Origin of the sequence: Streptomyces sp. NPDC050549 (genome assembly GCF_040655035.1) — a bacterium.
Taxonomy (GTDB): Bacteria; Actinomycetota; Actinomycetes; order Streptomycetales; family Streptomycetaceae; genus Streptomyces.
This window is the reverse complement of sequence record NZ_JBFAJD010000001.1, coordinates 658,609-677,982: the sequence shown is the minus strand read 5'-3', so window position 1 is coordinate 677,982 and position 19,374 is coordinate 658,609. Positions and strand designations below refer to the sequence as shown.

Here is a 19,374-nt window from a genome sequence, read left to right as displayed (position 1 = left end):
CGTCCGGGGTTCGACGATCGAGGTACCTCTGTGGACTACCTCTTGGACTTGGCCGCCTTGGGCGTCACCAGCCGGCTGCCACTCCAGTCCTTGCCCACGCTGACACTCTTGGCGGCGGAAAGGCCCGCGGTCGTGGCGGCTTCCGAGATGTCGCTCGGCTCGACGTAGCCGTCCCGGCCGGTCTTCGGCGTCAACAGCAGGATGGAGCCGCCCTCCTCGACGTACGAGATGGCGTCCACCAGCACGTCGGTCAGGTCGCCGTCCTCGTCGCGGAACCACAGCACCACGGCATCGGCGACGTCGTCGTAGTCCTCGTCCACCAGGTCGCTGCCGATGACTTCTTCAATGGCCTCGCGGAGTTCCTGGTCTACGTCGTCGTCGTAGCCGATCTCCTGGACCACCTGCTCGGGCTGGAACCCCAGCCTTGCGGCAGGGTTCGTCCGCTCCTCCGCGTGGTCCGCGGTCGCGCTCACGGGTTGCCTCCTGATCATGTCTTGATGAATGTCCAGCATCGCGCGTGCGCGAAGCATTGGCCGTAGTCCACACGGACGGGCCGGATCGCGCAAGTACCCGGCGATTCGGAACGCCGAAACGGTGACGATCCTGGCCGTGTCGCCGCAACTCCAGGCACGCTATCGCGGCTGCCGGTGACGTACACCACAGCGTTCTGCCCGGTTTGCACGTTTGAGAACCCTCCGAGGGTACGCGACTCGAATGACTTTGCTAAACGAGTCACGGTTACCTCACGGTAGAGATGACGATTGCCGCCCCGCGGTAGACCATGGGGAACGGTGCAGCCCCCTCACCCAGCTCCCTCTGACAGGTAAGGAACAGCGTGGCTTCCGGATCCGATCGCAATCCGATCATCATTGGCGGCCTTCCGAGTCAGGTTCCTGACTTCGATCCCGAAGAGACCCAGGAGTGGCTCGACTCGCTCGACGCCGCCGTGGACCAGCGCGGCCGTGAGCGGGCCCGCTATCTGATGCTCCGGCTGATCGAGCGGGCCCGCGAGAAGCGCGTGGCCGTGCCCGAGATGCGCAGCACGGACTACGTCAACACCATCGCCACCAAGGACGAGCCGTTCTTCCCCGGCAACGAGGAGATCGAGCGCAGGATCCTGAACGCCACCCGCTGGAACGCGGCCGTGATGGTGTCCAGGGCCCAGCGTCCCGGTATCGGGGTCGGCGGCCACATCGCCACCTTCGCCTCCTCCGCCTCGCTCTACGACGTGGGCTTCAACCACTTCTTCCGGGGCAAGGACCAGGGCGACGGCGGCGACCAGATCTTCTTCCAGGGCCACGCCTCGCCGGGCATCTACGCCCGCGCGTTCCTCCTGGACCGGCTCAGCGAGCAGCAGCTGGACGCCTTCCGCCAGGAGAAGTCGAAGGCGCCGTACGGGCTGTCCTCGTACCCGCACCCGCGGTCGATGCCGGACTTCTGGGAGTTCCCGACCGTGTCGATGGGCCTCGGCCCGCTCGGTGCGATCTTCCAGGCCCGGATGAACCGCTACATGGAGGCGCGCGGGATCGCGGACACCTCCAGGTCACACGTGTGGGCGTTCCTCGGTGACGGCGAGATGGACGAGCCGGAGTCGCTCGGCCAGCTGTCGATCGCCGCCCGCGAGGGCCTGGACAACCTGACCTTCGTCGTCAACTGCAACCTCCAGCGGCTCGACGGCCCGGTGCGCGGCAACGGCAAGATCATCCAGGAGCTGGAGTCGCAGTTCCGGGGCGCCGGCTGGAACGTCATCAAGCTGGTCTGGGACCGCACCTGGGACCCGCTGCTCGCCCAGGACCGCGACGGTGTGCTGGTCAACCAGCTCAACACCACGCCGGACGGCCAGTTCCAGACGTACGCCACGGAGACCGGCGCGTACATCCGCGAGCACTTCTTCGGGCACGACCACCGGCTGCGCGCGATGGTCGAGAACATGACCGACGACCAGATCCTGCACCTGGGGCGCGGCGGCCACGACCACCGCAAGGTGTTCGCCGCCTTCGAGGCGGCCAAGGAGCACAAGGGCCAGCCGACCGTCGTGCTCGCCCAGACGGTCAAGGGCTGGACGCTCGGCCCCAACTTCGAGGGCCGCAACGCCACGCACCAGATGAAGAAGCTGACGGTCGCCGACCTCAAGGGCTTCCGCGACCGGCTGCACCTCCCGATCACCGACCAGGAGCTGGAGTCCGGCGCGCCGCCGTACTACCACCCGGGCCGGAACTCGGAGGAGATCCAGTACATGCACGACCGGCGCAAGGCGCTGGGCGGCTACGTCCCGACCCGTGTCGTCCGCTCGAAGCCGCTGGCGCTGCCCGAGGACAAGACGTACGCGAGCGTGAAGAAGGGTTCCGGTCAGCAGTCGATCGCCACCACCATGGCGTTCGTACGGCTGCTCAAGGACCTCATGCGGGACAAGGAGATCGGCAAGCGGTTCGTGCTGATCGCGCCGGACGAGTACCGCACGTTCGGCATGGACTCCTTCTTCCCGAGCGCGAAGATCTACAACCCGCTGGGCCAGCAGTACGAGTCGGTGGACCGCGATCTGCTGCTCGCGTACAAGGAGTCGCCGACCGGTCAGATGCTGCACGACGGCATCTCGGAGGCGGGCTGTACCGCGTCGCTGATCGCGGCGGGTTCGGCGTACGCCACGCACGGCGAGCCGCTCATCCCGGTCTACGTCTTCTACTCGATGTTCGGTTTCCAGCGCACCGGTGACCAGTTCTGGCAGATGGCCGACCAGCTGGCGCGCGGTTTCGTACTGGGCGCGACCGCCGGGCGTACGACTCTGACCGGTGAGGGTCTGCAACACGCGGACGGACACTCGCAGTTGCTGGCCTCCAGCAACCCTGGCTGTGTCGCCTACGACCCGGCGTACTCGTACGAGATCGCGTACATCGTGCAGGACGGGCTGCGGCGGATGTACGGCTCGGACGCGGAACACCCGCACGGGGAGGACGTCTTCTACTACCTCACCGTCTACAACGAGCCGATCCAGCACCCGGCCGAGCCGGCGGACGTCGACGTGGAGGGCATCCTCAAGGGCGTCCACCGGATCAGCCAGGGCGCCTCGGGCACGGTTCCGGCGCAGATCATGGCGTCGGGTGTGGCAGTGCCTTGGGCTGTCGAGGCGCAGCGGATTCTCGCCGAGGACTGGAACGTACGGGCCGACGTCTGGTCGGCGACCTCCTGGAACGAGCTGCGGCGCGAGGCGGTCGAGGTGGAGCGGCACAACCTGCTGCATCCCGAGGAGGAGCAGCAGGTTCCTTATGTCACGCGGAAGTTGAGCGGGGCGGAGGGGCCGTTCGTGGCGGTTTCCGACTGGATGCGGTCGGTTCCTGACCAGATCGCTCGGTGGGTGCCGGGGACGTACCAGTCCCTGGGGGCCGACGGGTTCGGGTTCGCCGACACTCGGGGCGCTGCTCGGCGGTTCTTCCACATCGACGCCGAGTCGATCGTGGTGGCTGTGCTGACGGAGTTGGCCCGGGAGGGGAAGGTCGATCGGTCTGTGTTGAAGCAGGCGATCGATCGGTACCAGTTGCTGGACGTTGCTTCGGCCGATCCGGGTGTGGCTGGAGGGGACGCGTAGTTTTTTGCCTGCGGGTGCGTGGGGGCTGGTGGCGCAGTTCCCCGCGCCCCTGGAGGGCGGCCCCTTCGGGGCGCCCATAAGCCGTCTCTCCTCCACCTAACATGCGGGCATGAAGCAACAATCGGCGCAAGCCCGTTGGGAGCAGCGGACTCAGCGGCCGTTGCTGGCGCTCGCCGTTGCGTTTGCCGTGGCCTATGCCGTGCCGATCGTGGACACCACCGCCGGTCATTCGCTGACGGCGGTGTGCACGGCGGTCGAGTGGGTGGTGTGGGCGGCGTTCGCCGCCGACTACCTGATGCGGCTCGCGATGTCCCGGGACCGGCGGCGGTTCGTGCGGACGCACTGGATGGACCTGTGCGCGGTCGTGCTGCCGATACTCCAGCCGCTGCGGCTGCTGCGGATGGTGTCGACGCTCATACTCGTGGGGCGGCGGGCCCGGATGGCCTCGCAGATCCAGCTGGCGACGTATGTCGCCGGCGCGGTGGTCGGGCTGCTGATGTTCGGCTCGCTCGCGGTGCTGTCCGTGGAGCGGGACTCGCCCAACGGGAACATCCGGACGCTGGGTGACGCCGTGTGGTGGTCGTTCACGACCATGACGACGGTGGGGTACGGGGATCACGCGCCGACCACGGGGCTGGGGCGGATGATCGCCGTCGGGCTGATGCTGTCCGGGATCGCGCTGCTCGGTGTCGTCACCGCGAACATCGCCACCTGGTTCATCGCCCGGTTCGAGAAGGACGACGTGGAGGAGCGCCGGCAGACCGAGGCCATCGAGGCGCTGACGGCGGAGGTGCGGGCGCTGCGGGCGGAGGTGGCGGCCCTGTCGGGGGCGGGGGTCGCCCAGCCGGTCGGGGACGAGCTGTCCCGTTAGCCGAAGATCCGGCTACGGCTCCGGCTCAGAAGAACGTCCACAGGATCGCCGCCACCGTGTCTATCGCGCCCAGGACCAGGGCCACCAGGGCCATCGCCCGGCGCGAGCCCGCCCACCTGCGGCCCATGGCCAGCCAGCCGCAGACCACCGCGATCGGGCCGAGGACGATGCCCAGGTTCCCCGCCAGGAAGAAGCCCGCGATCGCGCAGACCAGCCCGACGATGGCGAGGGTCGCGCGGTCCTGCCCGGTCCCTGACCCCATACGGCCACGTGAGCGGGGGGTCCTGCGCGTTCCGTTGCCGAATGTCATCGTCAACTCCCTGGGCGTCCATGCCGGTTCGGCCCGTAACTCCTACGGTGACCGGATACCCCCGTACGCATGAAGAAAGCCTGCCTGCGCGCTGCCCCCCTCCGGCAGCGCGCCGCAGACCACCCGTCCCCCTGCCCTGCGGAGGACTTGACTTACTGTGACCTGCGGCGCGTACCGAACGCCAGGAATCTTTAGCGCAGTCACCCTGATAGGCGAACTCGCCCTGGAAAAGGGTTAGATGTGGGCCGCTCCCGCGCCCGCCTCCGCGTTCTCGCCGCGCTTGGTCAGCAGCGCGACGAACACCGCGACCACCGCCACGCCGGCAGCGACCAGACAGGCCAGGCTCATGCCGGAGATGAACGTGTCGTGGGCGACCGTCGTGATCTTCGCGGCGATCGCCTCCGGGGTGCCCTTGGCGACCGGGGCGACACCGACCTGGACCGCTTCGGAGGCCGCGTCCAGCTGGGGCCGGGTGAGCTTGGGCAGGCCCGCGCCGGTCCAGTTGCCGGGCAGGTCGCTGTCGACGCGGGAGGCCATCACGGCGCCGAGGACGGCCGTACCGAGGCTGCCGCCGATCTGCATCGCGGCCTGCTGGAGACCGCCGGCGACACCGGAGAGCTCCATGGGCGCGTTGCCCACGATGACCTCGGTGGCGCCGACCATCACCGGGGCGAGGCCGAGGCCCAGCAGGGCGAACCAGATCGACATGACGGGGCTGCTGGTGTCCGACTCCAGGGTGGACATGCCGTACATGGCGATCGCGGTGGCCGCCATGCCGCCGGCCAGCGGGATGCGCGGGCCGAGCTTGGTGATCGCCGCGCCGGCCAGCGGGGAGCCGACGATCATCATCCCGGTGAGCGGGAGGAGGTGGAGACCGGCGTCGATGGGGCTCATACCGTGCACGTTCTGCAGATAGAACGTCACGAAGAACAGGCCGCCCATGAAGGCGATCGCCATCAGGACCATGAGGACCACGCCTGCGGACAGCGGGACCGAGCGGAACAGGCCCAGCGGGATGAGGGGTTCCGCGACGCGCTGCTCCCAGAAGGCGAACAGGGCGAAGCCCAGCACGGACGCGGCGAGGAACGCCCAGGTCGTGCCGGCGCCCCAGCCCCAGGTGGGAGCCTTGATGAGGGCCCAGACGAGGCAGAACATCGCGCCGGAGAGCAGCACGATGCCGAGGATGTCGAAGGAGCGCGGGGCGTTCTCCGCGCGGTGGTCGCGCAGGATCAGCAGGCCGAGGACGAGCGCGATGGCGCCGACCGGCACGTTGATGAAGAACACCGACTGCCAGTCGACGTGCTCGACGAGGACGCCGCCGAGGATCGGGCCGCCCGCGGTGGAGGCGCCGATGACCATGCCCCACAGGCCGATGGCCATGTTGAGCTTCTCGGCCGGGAAGGTGGCCCGCAGCAGGCCGAGCGCGGCCGGCATCAGCAGCGCGCCGAAGAGGCCCTGGAGCACGCGGAAGGTGACGACGAACGCGATGCTGTGGGAGAGCCCGATGGCGCCTGACGCGGCGGCGAAGCCGGTGACGCCGATCAGGAAGGTCTGGCGGTGGCCGAAGCGGTCGCCGAGCTTGCCGGCGGTGATCAGGGAGACCGCGAGGGCGAGGAAGTAGCCGTTGGTGATCCACTGGACGTCGGCGAAGCTGGCGCCGAGGTCCTTCTGGATGGCCGGGTTGGCGATGGCGACGATGGTGCCGTCGAGGGCCACCATCATGACGCCGACGGCGACGGTTATCAGGGTGAACCACGGGTGGCCGCGCAGCCCCGCGGTGGGCGCCGGGTCGGACGGGGCGGCCGGCGCCTTGTCCCCCGGCCCCGTCGCACTGATGGTGGTCTGACTAGTCATGCGTTCGAGGCTAGTGTCAGCCGCTGACAGTTGACAAACAGATGCAGATGTCGGCGGCTGTCAACAATCGCGAGGAGAACGGCATGGAGACATTGCGCGAGCGCAAGAAGGCCCGCACGCGGGACGCGCTGCTGCGTGCCGCCCTCGAACTGTTCACGGCCAAGGGCTACGAACAGACCACCGTCGACGAGATCGCCGAGGCCGTCGACGTCTCTCAGCGCACCTTCTTCCGCCACTTCGCGAGCAAGGAGGAGGCCGCCTTCTTCGTGCCCCGGCTCACCGAGACGCACTTCGTCGAGGCCGTCCGCGCCCGCCCGCCGCACGAGGCCCCCCTGGAGGCGCTGCGCCGGGCCGTGCTGGAGAGCTGGGACACCATCAACGAGGCGATCCAGCAGGTCGTACCGCTGGAACTGCACATGCGCACCTACCGGGTCATCGAGTCGACGCCCGCGCTGCTCGCCGCGCATCTGCGGCGCTCGATGGAGCTGGAGACCGAACTCGCGCAGATCATCGCCGTACGCGAGGGGCTCGACGTGGACACGGACCACCGGCCCCGGCTGGTGGTCGCCGTGTTCGGCGGGGTGATGCGGGTGGTGGAGCGGATGTGGATCGCGGGGGACGATCTGAGCATCGAGGCGATGCGGGAGCTGACGGCCGCCCACCTCGACGGAGTGGGACCGGCACTCGCGGGGAACTGGCGCGCGAGCGAGTCGTACTGAGTTCCTCATCACGTACCGCTGAAACGTGATCCCCATCACTCGGTTAACGCGAGACCCGCTCGTTCTCCTAGTGTGTCCTTACAGTGACTTCCTTCGAATCCTCCCCCACGCTGAACGCCTGGCGGGCGCTGCTCGCGCTGGCCGTGGTGTTCGTGATGCTGGCGACCACCGGCTGGACCGCGGTGCGCAGCCATCCCGGGAAAACGGCGCTCCAGGCCTCCCTCTCCGCATGGGAGCACGGCCACCTGAACGGGCGCGAGCTGCCCGACCCGGACGCCTCCCCGACCCGGCTGGCCCGCTTCTTCGCCTCGCTCACCGCACAGCAGCGCACGCGTCTCGCGCACCGCTATCCCCTCGCGGTCGGCAACATGAACGGCGCCCCGGTCCAGCTGCGCTACCGCGCCAACCACATCGCCCTCGACCAGGCCCGCAAGGTCGAGAAGAAGCGCATGCACGACAGCCGGCTCACGCCCTACGGCAAGCAGGAGGCGGGCCGCCTCATGCACCGCTTCGAGGCGCTGATGAGCGGGGACCGCCACATCCTGGCCTTCGACCCCGAGGGTTCGGGGCGGATCGCCGAGGTCTTCGGCGACCTGGACACCGCGCAGCGCGTGTCGGTCATCGTCCCCGGTGTCGACACCGACCTGCTGACCTTCCAGAAGACCAACAAGAGCTACTCGGCGCCGGTCGGCATGGCGCAGAACCTGTACGCCGCCGAGAACACGGCGAAGTCCGCGGCCGACACCGGCACGCGCACGGCCGTCATCGCCTGGGCCGACTACACCGCGCCCGGCGGCCTCGGCATCGACTCGGCCACCGCGGGGCGCGCCGAAGCCGGTGCCGTACGGCTGAACGCGCTGGTGCGCGCGCTGCCCGGCTCCTCGCAGATCGCCCTGTTCTGCCACAGCTACGGCTCGGTGGTGTGCGGGGTCGCCGCGCACGAACTTCCGCCCCGGGTGACCGACATCGCGGTGGCCGGCAGCCCCGGTATGCGCGCCTCGACCGCCGCCCACCTGCGCACCCTCGCCCGGGTGTGGGCGATGCGGGACGCCAACGACTGGATCCAGGACGTGCCGTACATGGAGGTCGGCGGTCTGGGGCACGGCGAGGACCCGGTGTCCAGGGCGTTCGGCGCGCGGGTGCTGGCCGCGAAGGACGCCCAGGGTCACACCGGTTACTTCGCATCGGGTACCGACAGCCTCGCCAATTTCGCCGACATCGGTGTGGGCGCGTACGACGCGGTGTCCTGCGCGCACGACACCGACATCTGCCGACAGGGTCTGTCCGACGCCCCGGCGGCCGGACGCGCGTAGAAACAGCAGGAACTGCGGTCTGCGCGGGGATGGGACGGAGGAGTGTGTGCCGCCTACGATGAGCCGCATGGGTGACGTACTGGCCGGATTTCATGCCGCTTGGGAGTTCGAGTCCGACTTCGTGCGTATCCGCTACGAGCGGGGCATTCGGACACCCAAGCTGTTCCAGACGCTCGGTGAACGCCGGATCCCCTTCGAGGCGATCGAGACGGTGACGCTCGCCCCCGGCAGACGCGGCACCGTCGTCCTGCGCATGGTGCCGCGCCCGGGCGCCGACCCGCTCGTGGAGGTGGCGGCGGGCCAGCTGAAGGAGGGCAGCGACCCCTATCAACTGGTGCTGCCCGCCGAGCGCGAGACCCTCGCCGAGTACTACGCCGACGAGTTGAGCGCCCAGCTGAAGCAGGACCGAGGGCCGGCCGAAAGGTTTCTGGTGGCCGCGCCCGAAGTGCCGCTGCGCTTCAAGGCGTACGACGGAAAGGCGACCTTCGACGGAAAGACGGTGTCTTTCCGCTGGTTCTGGACGGGCGCCTCGTCGGCGAAGTGGAAGGCCGGCGACCAGAGCTTCCCGATCGCCGACCTCAACGGCGTCGAATGGCGCTCCCCCGAGGTCTTCGAGGGTCATCTACGGCTGCTGCGGGGGGCTGCGCCGCCTGTGCCGGTGGATCAGGATCCGGCGGCTGTGGTGTTCGGGCTCGGGTACGGGCCGGTGCACGAGTCCCTGCCGTTCGCGGCGGCGGTCCTCTCCGCTGTGCGCTCCGCCCGGCCTACGGCCGTGATACCGGCTGCTCGGCGCGACCCCGCCGACATTGCCGAGCGGATTCGGCATCTTGGGGAGCTGCATGCGGCGGGGCTGGTGACGGACGAGGAGTTCACCGTGAAGAAGGCCGAACTCCTCGCGGAACTGTAAGAACCCCTACTCCCTGCTGGTGGAGGCGAAGGTCATGTCCGCGTAGCGGTCGCCCGAGACCTTGCCGGCGATCGGCTCCAGCAGGCTCAGCTCGTCGCCCGTGAGGACGATCCGCGTCGCCGCCGTGTTCTCCTCCACCCGCGTGCGCTTGGTGGTGCCGGGGATCGGGATCACCGGGAGGCCGTGGACCTGGGCGCGCTGCTGGACCCAGGCCAGGGCGATCTGGCCGAGGGAGGCGCCGTGGGCGTCGGCGACCGTGCGGATCGGTTCCAGGAGTCCGGCGTTGGCCGCCGCGTTCTCGCCGGTGAAGCGGGGCTGCGAACGGCGGAAGTCGCCCTCCGTCAGGTCCTGTTCGGCGTTGGCGAAGGAGCCGGTGAGGAAGCCGCGGCCGAGCGGCGAGTACGGCACGACGGCCGAGCCCAGCTCGACGGCCGCACCGACCAGGCTGATCTCGACGTCCCGGCTGAACAGCGACCACTCCGACTGCACGGCGGCGATCGGGTGCACGGTGTGCGCGGCGCGCAGCTCCGCTCCCGTGACCTCGCTCAGCCCGAGGTGCCCGACCTTGCCCTCGCGGACCAGTTCCGCCATCGCGCCGACGGTCTCCTCGATGGGGACGGCCGGGTCGCGGCGGTGCATGTAGTAGAGGTCGATGACGTCGATGCCGAGGCGTCGCAGGCTGGCCTCGACGGCCTGGCGGATGTAGGGCCGGTCGTTGCGGACGATCCGCCGGGTCGGTTCGCCGGGCGGGATCGACATGGCGAACTTGGTGGCAACGACGACCTCGTCGCGGTGCGCCTTGAAGAACGGCGAGAGGAACCGCTCGTTCTCCCCGGCCCCGTACACGTCCGCCGTGTCGTAGAAGGTCACGCCGAGCTCCAGCGCCCGGTCCAGGGTGGCCAGCGACTCCTTCGCGTCGGAGGGACCGTAGGCGAAGCTCATGCCCATGCAGCCGAGGCCCTGGACGCCGACCTCGGGGCCGTCCGCGCCGAGCCGCGCGGTCGGGATCGTGGCGCCGGTCATCCTGCCTTCTCCTTCTCGTAGGCGTGGGCCTCGCCGTAGAAGGCGATCTTCCGGTCGAGTACGGCGAGGGTGTCGTGCAGTTCGGCGATCCTGGCCAGGACGTCCCGGCGGGTGGCCTCGAGGAGTTCGAAGCGGTCGCCGTAGGTGTGGTCGCCCTCGCGCACCAGCTCGGCGTAGCGGACCATGTCGGCCACCGGCATGCCGGTCAGGCGGAGCTTGCCGACGAGGTCGAGCCAGTCGAGGTCGCGGTTGCTGTAGCGGCGCTGGCCGGTGTGCGAGCGGTCGATGTGCTGCATCAGCCCGATGCGCTCGTACCAGCGCAGGGTGTGTGCCGTCAGGCCGGTGAAGGCGACGACCTCGCTGATCGTGTAGCTGTCCGCGCCGTCCGGACGCCGCTCGGCCTGCGGCGGGCCTCCGCAGCTGTCGGTCCTGGTACCCGTGGTCTCCATCACCGTCATGACCACCACGCTATGGCCTTGGAGTGCACTCGAAGCAAGCGGAACGGGTAAGAAATCGGCGGGACGGCCGGGACCGAGCGCTTAGGCTCAAGGCCATGTCCCTGCACAACCTCGCGCTGATCGACAACTGGCCGGTACCGACCGCGGCGACAGGCGTCGTACGAGCCGACGGAACCGTCCTCGGAACCCGCGGCCCGACCGCCCACCGCTTCCCGCTCGCCTCGGTCACCAAGCCCCTTGCGGCCTACGCGGCCCTCGTCGCGTACGAGGAGGGCGCGATCGAGCTGGACGAACCGGCGGGCCCGCCCGGTTCCACGGTCCGCCACCTCCTCGCCCACACCTCGGGCCTGGCCTTCGACGAACACCGCGTGACGGCACCCCCCGGACAGCGCCGCCTGTACTCGAACGCGGGCTTCGAGCAGCTCGGCGACCACATCGCGAAGGCGACGGAGATCCCGTTCGCGGAGTACCTGCACCAGGCGGTCCTCGACCCCCTGGGAATGAGCTCGACAGCCCTCGACGGCTCCCCGGCGAAGGACGGCGTCTCGACGGTCGAGGACCTGCTCCTCTTCGCCGCCGAAGTCCAGGCACCGCGCCTGCTCGACCCCCGTACGGTCGCCGAGGCGATGACGGTCCAGTACCCCGGCACCAAGGGCGTCCTGCCGGGCTACGGCCACCAGAACCCCAACGACTGGGGCCTCGGCTTCGAGATCCGCGACTCCAAGTCCCCGCACTGGACAGGCAGTTCGTCCTCCCCGCGCACCTTCGGCCACTTCGGCCAGTCGGGTACGTTCCTGTGGGTGGACCCGGCGGCGGGCGCGGCCTGCGTGGCACTGACGGACCGCGCGTTCGGCCCGTGGGCGGTGGAGGCCTGGCCGGCGTTCACGGACGCGGTGCTGGCCGAACTCCCCACCCCCTAAAGCATCTCCCACATCAGCAGCTCGGCCCCGGTGGCCGCCTCCGCCTCCAGATCCCGCGCGTCCGTGATCCGGGCCGCGTCCCCGGGCGCCAACTCCGCTCCGGCCAGCCGCACTTCACCGCGCACCACATGGACGTAGACATGCGGCGCGTCCGGTACGGCCGTGCGCTCGCCCGGGACCAGCCGCCGCACATGCAGCATCGCGCCGGCCTCCGGTACCGCGTACGGCGTGGAGTCGGCGATGCCGTGGACGATCCCGTACGACGGTTCGCCGCCGGGTTCCAGGGGGGCGAGCCACATCTGCACGAAGGTCAGGGGCGCGTCGGTGTCGTTGCGTTCCACGTGCCGCATGCCCGCCCCCGAGCTGAGCCGCTGGACGTCACCGGGGCGGACGCGGGTCAGCCGACCCGTGGAGTCGCGGTGGCTCAGCTCCCCCTCGACGACCCAGGTGACGATCTCGGTGTGGCTGTGCGGGTGCTCGTCGAACCCGGCGCCCGGGGCGAGCCGCTCCTCGTTGCAGGCGATGACCGCGCCGAAGCGGAGGTTGTCGGGGTCGTAGTGCGGCCCGAAGGAGAAGGCGTGCCATGACTGGATCCCGGCCTGCGGGTCACCCCCTGGGTAGCGCTCGGCGGAGCGCCGTACGTCCATCACGGGCACCACGGTAGACCCCGCCCGCCACCCACCACCGCACGTGCCCGCCCGGATAAGGCAGTCTTGTCCCGTGCCCGAACCCGAAACCACCAGACCCGCAGCCCCCGCCCCCCGCGCCCACTCGCACCCGGCGACCCTCAAGCGGCTGGAGCAGTCGTCCGGGAGTCTCGCCGCCCAGGCCATCGCGCGCATGGACGAGTCGCTGCCGTGGTACCGGGCGATGCCCCCGGAGAACCGTTCCTGGATCGGGCTGGTCGCGCAGGCCGGTATCGCCGCGTTCACCGAGTGGTTCCGGCATCCCGACGCGCCCCAGGCCATCTCCACCGACGTCTTCGGTACGGCGCCCCGCGAGCTGACCCGGGCCATCACCCTCCGTCAGACCGTGGAGATGGTGCGCACGACGATCGAGGTCATGGAGTCCGCGATCGACGAGGTGGCCGCGCCCGGCGACGAATCCGTCCTCCGCGAGGCGCTGCTCGTGTACGCCCGTGAGATCGCGTTCGCGACCGCCCAGGTGTACGCGCAGGCCGCCGAGGCGCGCGGCGCGTGGGACGCGCGGCTGGAGTCGCTGGTCGTGAACGCCGTGCTGAGCGGCGAGGCCGACGAGGGCGCGGTCAGCAGGGCCGCCGCGCTCGGGTGGAACTCGCCCGAGCATGTGTGCGTGGTGCTGGGTACCGCGCCCGACGGTGACAGCGAGCTGACCGTCGAGGCGATCCGGCGGGCCGCCCGGCACGCCAAGCTCCAGGTGCTGACCGGGGTGCTCGGCGACCGGCTCGTGGTCATCGCGGGCGGCAGCGACAACCCCCTCGCGGTCGCCAAGTCGCTGATCGGCCCGTATGCGGCCGGACCCGTGGTGGCCGGGCCGATCGTGCCCGATCTGCTGGCCGCGACCCGGTCCGCGCAGGCCGCCGCGGCCGGGCTCAAGGCCTGCTCCGCCTGGCAGGACGCACCGCGCCCGGTGCTGGCGGACGACCTGCTTCCGGAACGCGCGATGGCCGGTGACCCCAGTGCGCGCGACCAGTTGGTGGAGGAGATCTACAGACCACTGGAGGAGGCCGGGTCCGCGCTCCTGGAGACGCTCAGCGTCTATCTGGAGCAGGCGAGTAGTCTCGAAGGTGCGGCACGCATGCTGTTCGTCCATCCCAATACCGTGCGCTACCGGCTTCGACGTGTGACTGACGTCACCGGCTGGTCGCCGTCCGATGTACGTTCCGCGTTCACGCTGCGGATCGCGCTGATCCTGGGGCGTCTGGCCGATGGAGATCTCCAGACCTAGGTTTTTGTCGGGGCCCCACAAAACCCCCTCGTGTTCTTCGTCCCTGTCCCCACGGGCGGCCGTGCCCGTCCCCAAGAGAGAGTGTGAGAGTGCTCGTACTCGTCGCTCCCGGCCAGGGCGCCCAGACGCCCGGCTTCCTGACCCCCTGGCTCGACCTCCCCGGTGTCGAGGACCGTCTGCGTGCCCTCTCGGCCGCCGTCGACCTCGACCTGGTGCACTACGGCACGAAGGCCGACGCGGACGAGATCCGTGACACCGCCGTCGCCCAGCCGCTGCTGGTCGCCGCCGGACTGGTCTCCGCGACGGCTCTCGGCGAGGTGTCCCCGAACGCGGTCGCCGGTCACAGCGTCGGCGAGATCACCGCCGCCGTGTTCGCCGGTGTCCTCGACGACACGGCCGCCCTGACCCTCGTACGCAAGCGCGGTCTGGCGATGGCCGAGGCCGCCGCTATCAGCCCGACCGGGATGTCCGCGCTGCTCGGCGGCGACCCTGACACCACGGTCGCGCACCTGAAGAAGCTGGGCCTGACCCCGGCCAACGTGAACGGCGCGGGCCAGATCGTGGCCGCCGGCACGCTGGAGCAGCTCGCCGCCCTGGAGGCCGACAAGCCCGAGGGCGTGCGCCGGGTCGTGGCGCTGAAGGTGGCCGGCGCGTTCCACACCGAGCACATGGGCCCGGCGGTCGACGCGCTCGCCGAGGCCGCGCGTGAACTGACGCCCGCCGACCCGCAGTTGACGTACATCTCGAACAAGGACGGCAAGGCGGTCGCCACCGGCACCGAGGTGCTGGACCGCCTCGTCGGCCAGGTCGCCAACCCGGTCCGCTGGGACCTGTGCATGGAGACCTTCCAGGAGCTCGGCGTCACCGCGCTCCTGGAGGTGTGCCCCGGCGGCACCCTGACCGGCCTCGCCAAGCGCGCCCTGCCCGGCGTCAAGACGCTGGCCCTGAAGACCCCGGACGACCTCGACGCGGCCCGCGAGCTCATCGCAGAGCACGCCAACGCCTGAAGAAGGAGCCGTACGAACATGTCGAAGATCAAGCCGAGCAAGGGCGCACCGTACGCGCGCATCCTCGGTGTGGGCGGCTACCGGCCGGTCCGTGTCGTGCCGAACGAGGTGATCCTGGAGACGATCGACTCGTCCGACGAGTGGATCCGCTCGCGTTCCGGTATCGAGACCCGGCACTGGGCGAACGACGAGGAGACCGTCGCCGCGATGTCCATCGAGGCGTCCGGCAAGGCGATCGCGGACGCGGGGATCTCCGCCGAGCAGATCGGCGGCGTGATCGTGTCGACGGTCTCGCACTTCAAGCAGACCCCGGCCGTGGCGACGGAGATCGCCGACAAGCTGGGCACGAACAAGGCCGCCGCGTTCGACATCTCGGCGGGCTGCGCGGGCTTCGGCTACGGCCTCACGCTCGCCAAGGGCATGGTCGTCGAGGGCAGCGCGGAGTACGTCCTCGTCATCGGCGTGGAGCGGCTGTCCGACCTGACCGACCTGGAGGACCGCGCGACGGCCTTCCTGTTCGGTGACGGCGCGGGCGCGGTCGTGGTGGGCCCCTCGAAGGAGCCGGCGATCGGCCCGACCGTGTGGGGTTCGGAGGGCGACAAGTCCGACACCATCAAGCAGACCGTGCCGTGGAACGAGTACGACTCCACGGGCAAGTTCCCTGCGATCACGCAGGAGGGCCAGGCGGTGTTCCGCTGGGCCGTGTTCGAGATGGCGAAGGTCGCGCAGCAGGCGCTGGACGCGGCCGGGATCAGCCCGGACGACCTGGATGTCTTCATTCCCCACCAGGCCAACGAGCGGATCATCGACTCGATGGTGAAGACGCTGAAACTGCCGGAGCACGTCACGGTCGCGCGTGACGTACGCACCACCGGCAACACCTCGGCCGCCTCGATCCCGCTCGCTATGGAGCGGCTTCTGGCGACCGGCGAGGCGAAGAGCGGCGACACCGCGCTCGTCATCGGCTTCGGGGCGGGTCTTGTGTACGCCGCGACGGTCGTTACCCTCCCCTAGGCACTCCGTGCCGGATCATCATCGGATCCGGCTTCGGACAGACCACACCTGCCGCTGCCGCGGCGGGCCGCCACACCCTCTGGATCACAAAGAAGGAGCGCCTGACATGGCCGCCACTCAGGAAGAGATCGTCGCCGGTCTCGCCGACATCGTGAACGAGATCGCCGGCATCCCGGTTGAGGACGTCCAGCTGGACAAGTCCTTCACCGACGACCTGGACGTCGACTCGCTGTCCATGGTCGAGGTCGTCGTCGCCGCCGAAGAGCGCTTCGACGTCAAGATCCCCGACGAGGACGTCAAGAACCTCAAGACGGTCGGCGACGCGACCGACTACATCCTCAAGAACCAGGGCTGAGCCACCGCTTAGGCCCGGACCACCACCAGGCCCGGGCCACCCCATAGGCCCGGCTGCATGGCCCCGCCACCCGGCGGTGGCGCCGCTTAATCCTCGTACCGTTGGAGAAAGAATTCCCGTGAGCCCGACCAATCGCACCGTGGTCGTCACCGGTATCGGCGCAACCACACCGCTGGGTGGCGACGCAGCCTCGACCTGGGAAGGTCTGATCGCCGGCAGGTCCGGCGTGAAGGCCCTGGAGCAGGAGTGGGCCGCCGAGCAGGCGGTCCGTATCGCCGCGCCGGCCGCCGTGGACCCCTCCGAGGTGATCCCGCGTCCGCAGGCCCGCCGACTGGACCGCTCGGCGCAGTTCGCGCTGATCGCGGCCAAGGAGGCGTGGGCCGACGCCGGCTTCACCGACAAGGCCGGCGAGGACACCGCCGTCGACCCCGACCGCCTGGGCACCGTCATCGCCTCCGGCATCGGCGGTGTGACGACCCTCCTCGACCAGTACGACGTGCTGAAGGAGAAGGGCGTCCGCCGCGTCTCCCCGCACACCGTCCCCATGCTGATGCCGAACGGCCCGTCCGCCAACGTGGGTCTGCTCGTGGGCGCCCGCGCGGGCGTGCACACGCCGGTCTCCGCGTGCGCGTCCGGCGCCGAGGCCATCGGCTACGCCATCGAGATGATCCGCACCGGCCGCGCCGACGTCGTCGTCGCGGGTGGCACGGAGGCGGCCATCCACCCGCTGCCCATCGCCGCGTTCGGCAACATGATGGCGATGTCCAAGAACAACGACGACCCGCAGGGCGCCTCGCGTCCCTACGACACCGCCCGCGACGGCTTCGTCCTCGGCGAGGGCGCCGGCGTCCTGGTCCTGGAGTCCGCCGAGCACGCCGCCAAGCGCGGTGCCCGGGTGTACGCGGAGGCGGTCGGACAGGGCATCTCGGCCGACGGCCACGACATCGTGCAGCCGGAGCCGGAGGGGCGCGGCATCTCGCACGCCCTGCAGAACCTGATGGACAACACCGACCTGGACGCGGCGGAGATCGTGCACGTGAACGCGCACGCGACCTCGACGCCGGCCGGTGACGTGGCCGAACTGAAGGCGCTGCGCAAGGTGTTCGGCGACGACGCGGACCACATGGCGGTCTCCGCGACCAAGTCGATGACCGGTCACCTGCTGGGTGGCGCGGGCGGCGTCGAGTCGGTCGCGACCGTGCTCGCGCTCTACAACCGGATCGCACCGCCGACCATCAACGTCGAGAACCTCGACCCGGAGGCGGAGGCCAACGCGGACGTCGTCCGCGGCGAGGCCCGCAAGCTGCCGGTCGAGGGCCGTATCGCCGCCCTGAACGACTCGTTCGGATTCGGTGGGCACAACGTGGTGCTGGCGTTCCGGACGGTCTGAGAACTCCTGTACGACGCTGAGGGCCCCCACCGGACGGTGGGGGCCCTCAGCGTGTGCGGAACGAAACGTCAGACCACCTGGTGCAGCCAACGCACCGGAGCACCCTCGCCCGCGTACCTGAACGGCTCCAACTCGTCGTCCCAGGGCTTGCCCAGGAGCTTGGCGATGTCGGCTTCCAGGTTCGTCTCGCCCTGTTGGGACCTCGCCAGGGCGGCGCGGAGGCGGTCCTCGGGGATGAGGATGTCGCCGTGGATGCCGGTGACGGCGTGGAAGATGCCGAGGTCGGGGGTGCAGCTGTAGCGCTCGCCCTCGGCGGTGGGGCAGGGCTCGGCGGTCACCTCGAAGCGGAGGAGGTGCCAGCCGCGGAGGGCGGACGCCAGCTTGGACGCCGTTCCCGCCTCCGCCTGCCAGGAGAATTCGGAGCGCCACGTTCCGGGCGCGGCGGGCTGTCGGATCCAGTCGAGGCTGACGCGTGTGCCGAGCACCCCGGCGACGGCCCACTCGACGTGCGGGCACAGCGCGCGCGGCGCGGAGTGCACGTACAGAACTCCACGTGTCGTCACCGGGACCTCCGGACAGAGCGGGGCATCTTACTGACTGGCAAACGGCGGTGGCGGGGCAGCCACGTTGAGGGCGAGGCTACCGTGCGGCGACGCGCGGAGTGTGACGTACCGTCCCTCCCGGTGCCAGGAAACCCTGCCATTCACCCAGGGGGACGCCTGTACGGGGGTGAGCCGTTGCATCGGGACGCAACGGGAACCCTGGCGCGTTGTTATGGGTTGAGACCGTTATGGAGGGGATGGGTCTCAACATGCGAATGCGACGCAGTCGTTCACGAGCCGCGCTCGCCCTCATGACAGCGGCCGTGCTCGGCGCGGCCGGCTGCGACTCGGGCGGGGGCGCGTCCTCCGGCACTCACAGCAAGAGCGGTACGGCTGCCAAGGCGAAGCCCTCCCCCACCCCGGTCTGGGACCGCAGCCCGTCCTCGGTCGCGGCCGTGGGCGACTCCATCACCCGTGGTTTCGACGCCTGTACGGTCCTGTCGGACTGCCCCGAGGTGTCCTGGGCGACGGGCACCGAAGCCTCGGTCGACAGTCTCGCCGTACGGCTGCTGGGGAAGACGGGAGCGGCCGAGCGGAGTTGGAACTACGCGGAGACCGGCGCGCGGATGGCCGACCTGCCCGCCCAGATCACCCAGGCGGTCGTCCGCAAGCCGCAGTTGGTCACGGTGATGGTGGGGGCCAACGACGCCTGCCGGGCCTCCACCTCGGCGATGACCTCGGTCGCCGACTTCCGCACCGAGTTCGAGACCTCGCTGAAGTCCCTGCGCCGGGCGCTGCCGAAGACACAGGTCTACGTCGCGAGCGTGCCGAATCTCAAGCGTCTCTGGTCGCAGGGGCGGACCAACCCGCTGGGCAAGGCGGTGTGGAAGCTGGGGATCTGCCCCTCGATGCTGGCCGACGCGGACTCCCTGGACTCGGTGGCCACCGAGCGCCGCGACACGGTGCAGGACCGGGTGGAGGAGTACAACAAGGTCCTGGAGCAGGTGTGCGCGACGGACGTGCGCTGCCGTTTCGACGGGGGCGCGGTCTACGACTACCGCTTCGGCACGGACCAGTTGAGCCACTGGGACTGGTTCCACCCGAGCAAGGACGGTCAGGCGCGGCTCGCGGCGATGGCCTACCAGCGGATCACCGCACGCGAACCCGTGACCTAGGGTTTCC

The 19,374-nt window shown here is 69.9% G+C and carries 19 protein-coding genes; 12 read left to right on the top strand and 7 right to left on the bottom strand.

Annotated features, from left to right (window positions below):
* Positions 1-35: 35 nt before the first annotated feature.
* A complete protein-coding gene (locus AB0I51_RS03035; RefSeq protein WP_019067106.1) occupies positions 36-473 on the bottom strand; it encodes a DUF3052 domain-containing protein in 438 nt (145 codons plus the stop codon).
* 362 nt (positions 474-835) lie between these two features.
* On the opposite strand from AB0I51_RS03035, the gene aceE reads away from it, so the two are divergent.
* Together aceE and AB0I51_RS03025 are read left to right on the top strand one after the other, a co-directional pair.
* Entirely contained in the window at positions 836-3,583 is a 2,748-nt protein-coding gene (gene aceE, locus AB0I51_RS03030) for a pyruvate dehydrogenase (acetyl-transferring), homodimeric type (protein ID WP_362970763.1), read from the top strand.
* A 109-nt stretch (positions 3,584-3,692) separates the two neighbouring features.
* Positions 3,693-4,454 (top strand): potassium channel family protein, encoded by a 762-nt coding sequence (locus AB0I51_RS03025; protein WP_362970761.1) that lies wholly within the window; start codon positions 3,693-3,695, stop codon positions 4,452-4,454.
* A 25-nt stretch (positions 4,455-4,479) separates the two neighbouring features.
* On the opposite strand, the gene AB0I51_RS03020 is transcribed toward AB0I51_RS03025, so the two are convergent.
* Together AB0I51_RS03020 and AB0I51_RS03015 are read right to left on the bottom strand one after the other, a co-directional pair.
* Positions 4,480-4,764: a DUF4190 domain-containing protein gene (locus AB0I51_RS03020; RefSeq protein WP_362970759.1), complete on the bottom strand. Its 285-nt coding sequence runs from the start codon at positions 4,762-4,764 to the stop codon at positions 4,480-4,482.
* 234 nt (positions 4,765-4,998) lie between these two features.
* The gene (locus AB0I51_RS03015) at positions 4,999-6,618 is read right to left on the bottom strand and encodes an MFS transporter (RefSeq protein WP_362970757.1); all 1,620 of its coding nucleotides are present in this window, start codon (positions 6,616-6,618) and stop codon (positions 4,999-5,001) included.
* Between the two features lie 83 nt (positions 6,619-6,701).
* Here AB0I51_RS03015 and AB0I51_RS03010 point away from each other — a divergent pair, with 83 nt between their 5' ends.
* The 3 genes from AB0I51_RS03010 (at position 6,702) to AB0I51_RS03000 (ending at position 9,557) form a co-directional block, all read left to right on the top strand.
* Positions 6,702-7,337 carry a TetR family transcriptional regulator gene (locus AB0I51_RS03010; RefSeq protein ID WP_362970755.1) on the top strand — a complete coding sequence of 212 codons (636 nt, stop codon included), beginning with the start codon at positions 6,702-6,704 and terminating at the stop codon, positions 7,335-7,337.
* Positions 7,338-7,420: 83 nt separating this feature from the next.
* Positions 7,421-8,650 (top strand): alpha/beta hydrolase, encoded by a 1,230-nt coding sequence (locus AB0I51_RS03005; protein WP_362970753.1) that lies wholly within the window; start codon positions 7,421-7,423, stop codon positions 8,648-8,650.
* 58 nt (positions 8,651-8,708) lie between these two features.
* A complete protein-coding gene (locus tag AB0I51_RS03000; protein WP_362970751.1) occupies positions 8,709-9,557 on the top strand; it encodes a DUF4429 domain-containing protein in 849 nt (282 codons plus the stop codon).
* Between the two features lie 6 nt (positions 9,558-9,563).
* On the opposite strand, the gene AB0I51_RS02995 is transcribed toward AB0I51_RS03000, so the two are convergent.
* On the bottom strand, positions 9,564-10,580 hold the full coding sequence (locus tag AB0I51_RS02995) for an aldo/keto reductase (protein WP_362970749.1): 1,017 nt from the start codon (positions 10,578-10,580) through the stop codon (positions 9,564-9,566).
* Positions 10,577-11,038 (bottom strand): MerR family transcriptional regulator, encoded by a 462-nt coding sequence (locus tag AB0I51_RS02990; protein ID WP_019067097.1) that lies wholly within the window; start codon positions 11,036-11,038, stop codon positions 10,577-10,579. The genes AB0I51_RS02995 and AB0I51_RS02990 overlap by 4 nt, the downstream gene beginning before the upstream one ends.
* A gap of 95 nt (positions 11,039-11,133) precedes the next feature.
* Here AB0I51_RS02990 and AB0I51_RS02985 point away from each other — a divergent pair, with 95 nt between their 5' ends.
* Positions 11,134-11,958 (top strand): serine hydrolase domain-containing protein, encoded by an 825-nt coding sequence (locus tag AB0I51_RS02985; protein ID WP_362970746.1) that lies wholly within the window; start codon positions 11,134-11,136, stop codon positions 11,956-11,958.
* Here the strand turns inward: AB0I51_RS02985 and AB0I51_RS02980 are convergent.
* Entirely contained in the window at positions 11,955-12,605 is a 651-nt protein-coding gene (locus tag AB0I51_RS02980) for a pirin family protein (protein ID WP_362971137.1), read from the bottom strand. The genes AB0I51_RS02985 and AB0I51_RS02980 overlap by 4 nt on opposite strands.
* Positions 12,606-12,678: 73 nt before the next feature.
* On the opposite strand from AB0I51_RS02980, the gene fasR reads away from it, so the two are divergent.
* The 5 genes from fasR to AB0I51_RS02955 all read left to right on the top strand — a co-directional run bounded on the left by fasR (position 12,679) and on the right by AB0I51_RS02955 (position 17,650).
* Complete coding sequence (gene fasR / locus AB0I51_RS02975) at positions 12,679-13,884, top strand: fatty acid biosynthesis transcriptional regulator FasR (protein WP_362970744.1); 1,206 nt, start codon at positions 12,679-12,681, stop codon at positions 13,882-13,884.
* An 89-nt stretch (positions 13,885-13,973) separates the two neighbouring features.
* Positions 13,974-14,891, top strand: a complete 918-nt coding sequence (locus AB0I51_RS02970; RefSeq protein WP_362970742.1) for an ACP S-malonyltransferase — start codon at positions 13,974-13,976, stop codon at positions 14,889-14,891.
* 18 nt (positions 14,892-14,909) lie between these two features.
* On the top strand, positions 14,910-15,905 hold the full coding sequence (locus AB0I51_RS02965; RefSeq protein WP_093626243.1) for a ketoacyl-ACP synthase III: 996 nt from the start codon (positions 14,910-14,912) through the stop codon (positions 15,903-15,905).
* A gap of 106 nt (positions 15,906-16,011) precedes the next feature.
* On the top strand, positions 16,012-16,260 hold the full coding sequence (locus AB0I51_RS02960; protein ID WP_019067091.1) for an acyl carrier protein: 249 nt from the start codon (positions 16,012-16,014) through the stop codon (positions 16,258-16,260).
* Positions 16,261-16,378: 118 nt separating this feature from the next.
* Positions 16,379-17,650: a beta-ketoacyl-[acyl-carrier-protein] synthase family protein gene (locus AB0I51_RS02955; protein WP_362970739.1), complete on the top strand. Its 1,272-nt coding sequence runs from the start codon at positions 16,379-16,381 to the stop codon at positions 17,648-17,650.
* Between the two features lie 68 nt (positions 17,651-17,718).
* Here AB0I51_RS02955 and AB0I51_RS02950 read toward each other — a convergent pair whose 3' ends face one another.
* The gene (locus tag AB0I51_RS02950) at positions 17,719-18,213 is read right to left on the bottom strand and encodes a DUF3145 domain-containing protein (protein ID WP_362970737.1); all 495 of its coding nucleotides are present in this window, start codon (positions 18,211-18,213) and stop codon (positions 17,719-17,721) included.
* Positions 18,214-18,461: 248 nt separating this feature from the next.
* Here AB0I51_RS02950 and AB0I51_RS02945 point away from each other — a divergent pair, with 248 nt between their 5' ends.
* Positions 18,462-19,367: an SGNH/GDSL hydrolase family protein gene (locus AB0I51_RS02945; protein ID WP_362970735.1), complete on the top strand. Its 906-nt coding sequence runs from the start codon at positions 18,462-18,464 to the stop codon at positions 19,365-19,367.
* The last annotated feature ends 7 nt before the right edge of the window (positions 19,368-19,374 follow it).

Bases quoted from the DNA above. Each gene is read 5' to 3' on its own strand.
- AB0I51_RS03025 (WP_362970761.1), top strand. From the start codon at position 3,693: ATGAAGCAACAATCGGCGCAAGCCCGTTGGGAGCAGCGGACTCAGCGG.
- AB0I51_RS03020 (WP_362970759.1), bottom strand. From the start codon at position 4,764: ATGACATTCGGCAACGGAACGCGCAGGACCCCCCGCTCACGTGGCCGT.
- AB0I51_RS03015 (WP_362970757.1), bottom strand. From the start codon at position 6,618: ATGACTAGTCAGACCACCATCAGTGCGACGGGGCCGGGGGACAAGGCG.
- AB0I51_RS03010 (WP_362970755.1), top strand. From the start codon at position 6,702: ATGGAGACATTGCGCGAGCGCAAGAAGGCCCGCACGCGGGACGCGCTG.
- AB0I51_RS03000 (WP_362970751.1), top strand. From the start codon at position 8,709: ATGAGCCGCATGGGTGACGTACTGGCCGGATTTCATGCCGCTTGGGAG.
- AB0I51_RS02995 (WP_362970749.1), bottom strand. From the start codon at position 10,580: ATGACCGGCGCCACGATCCCGACCGCGCGGCTCGGCGCGGACGGCCCC.
- AB0I51_RS02990 (WP_019067097.1), bottom strand. From the start codon at position 11,038: ATGACGGTGATGGAGACCACGGGTACCAGGACCGACAGCTGCGGAGGC.
- AB0I51_RS02985 (WP_362970746.1), top strand. From the start codon at position 11,134: ATGTCCCTGCACAACCTCGCGCTGATCGACAACTGGCCGGTACCGACC.
- AB0I51_RS02980 (WP_362971137.1), bottom strand. From the start codon at position 12,605: ATGGACGTACGGCGCTCCGCCGAGCGCTACCCAGGGGGTGACCCGCAG.
- AB0I51_RS02965 (WP_093626243.1), top strand. From the start codon at position 14,910: ATGTCGAAGATCAAGCCGAGCAAGGGCGCACCGTACGCGCGCATCCTC.
- AB0I51_RS02960 (WP_019067091.1), top strand. From the start codon at position 16,012: ATGGCCGCCACTCAGGAAGAGATCGTCGCCGGTCTCGCCGACATCGTG.
- AB0I51_RS02945 (WP_362970735.1), top strand. From the start codon at position 18,462: ATGCGAATGCGACGCAGTCGTTCACGAGCCGCGCTCGCCCTCATGACA.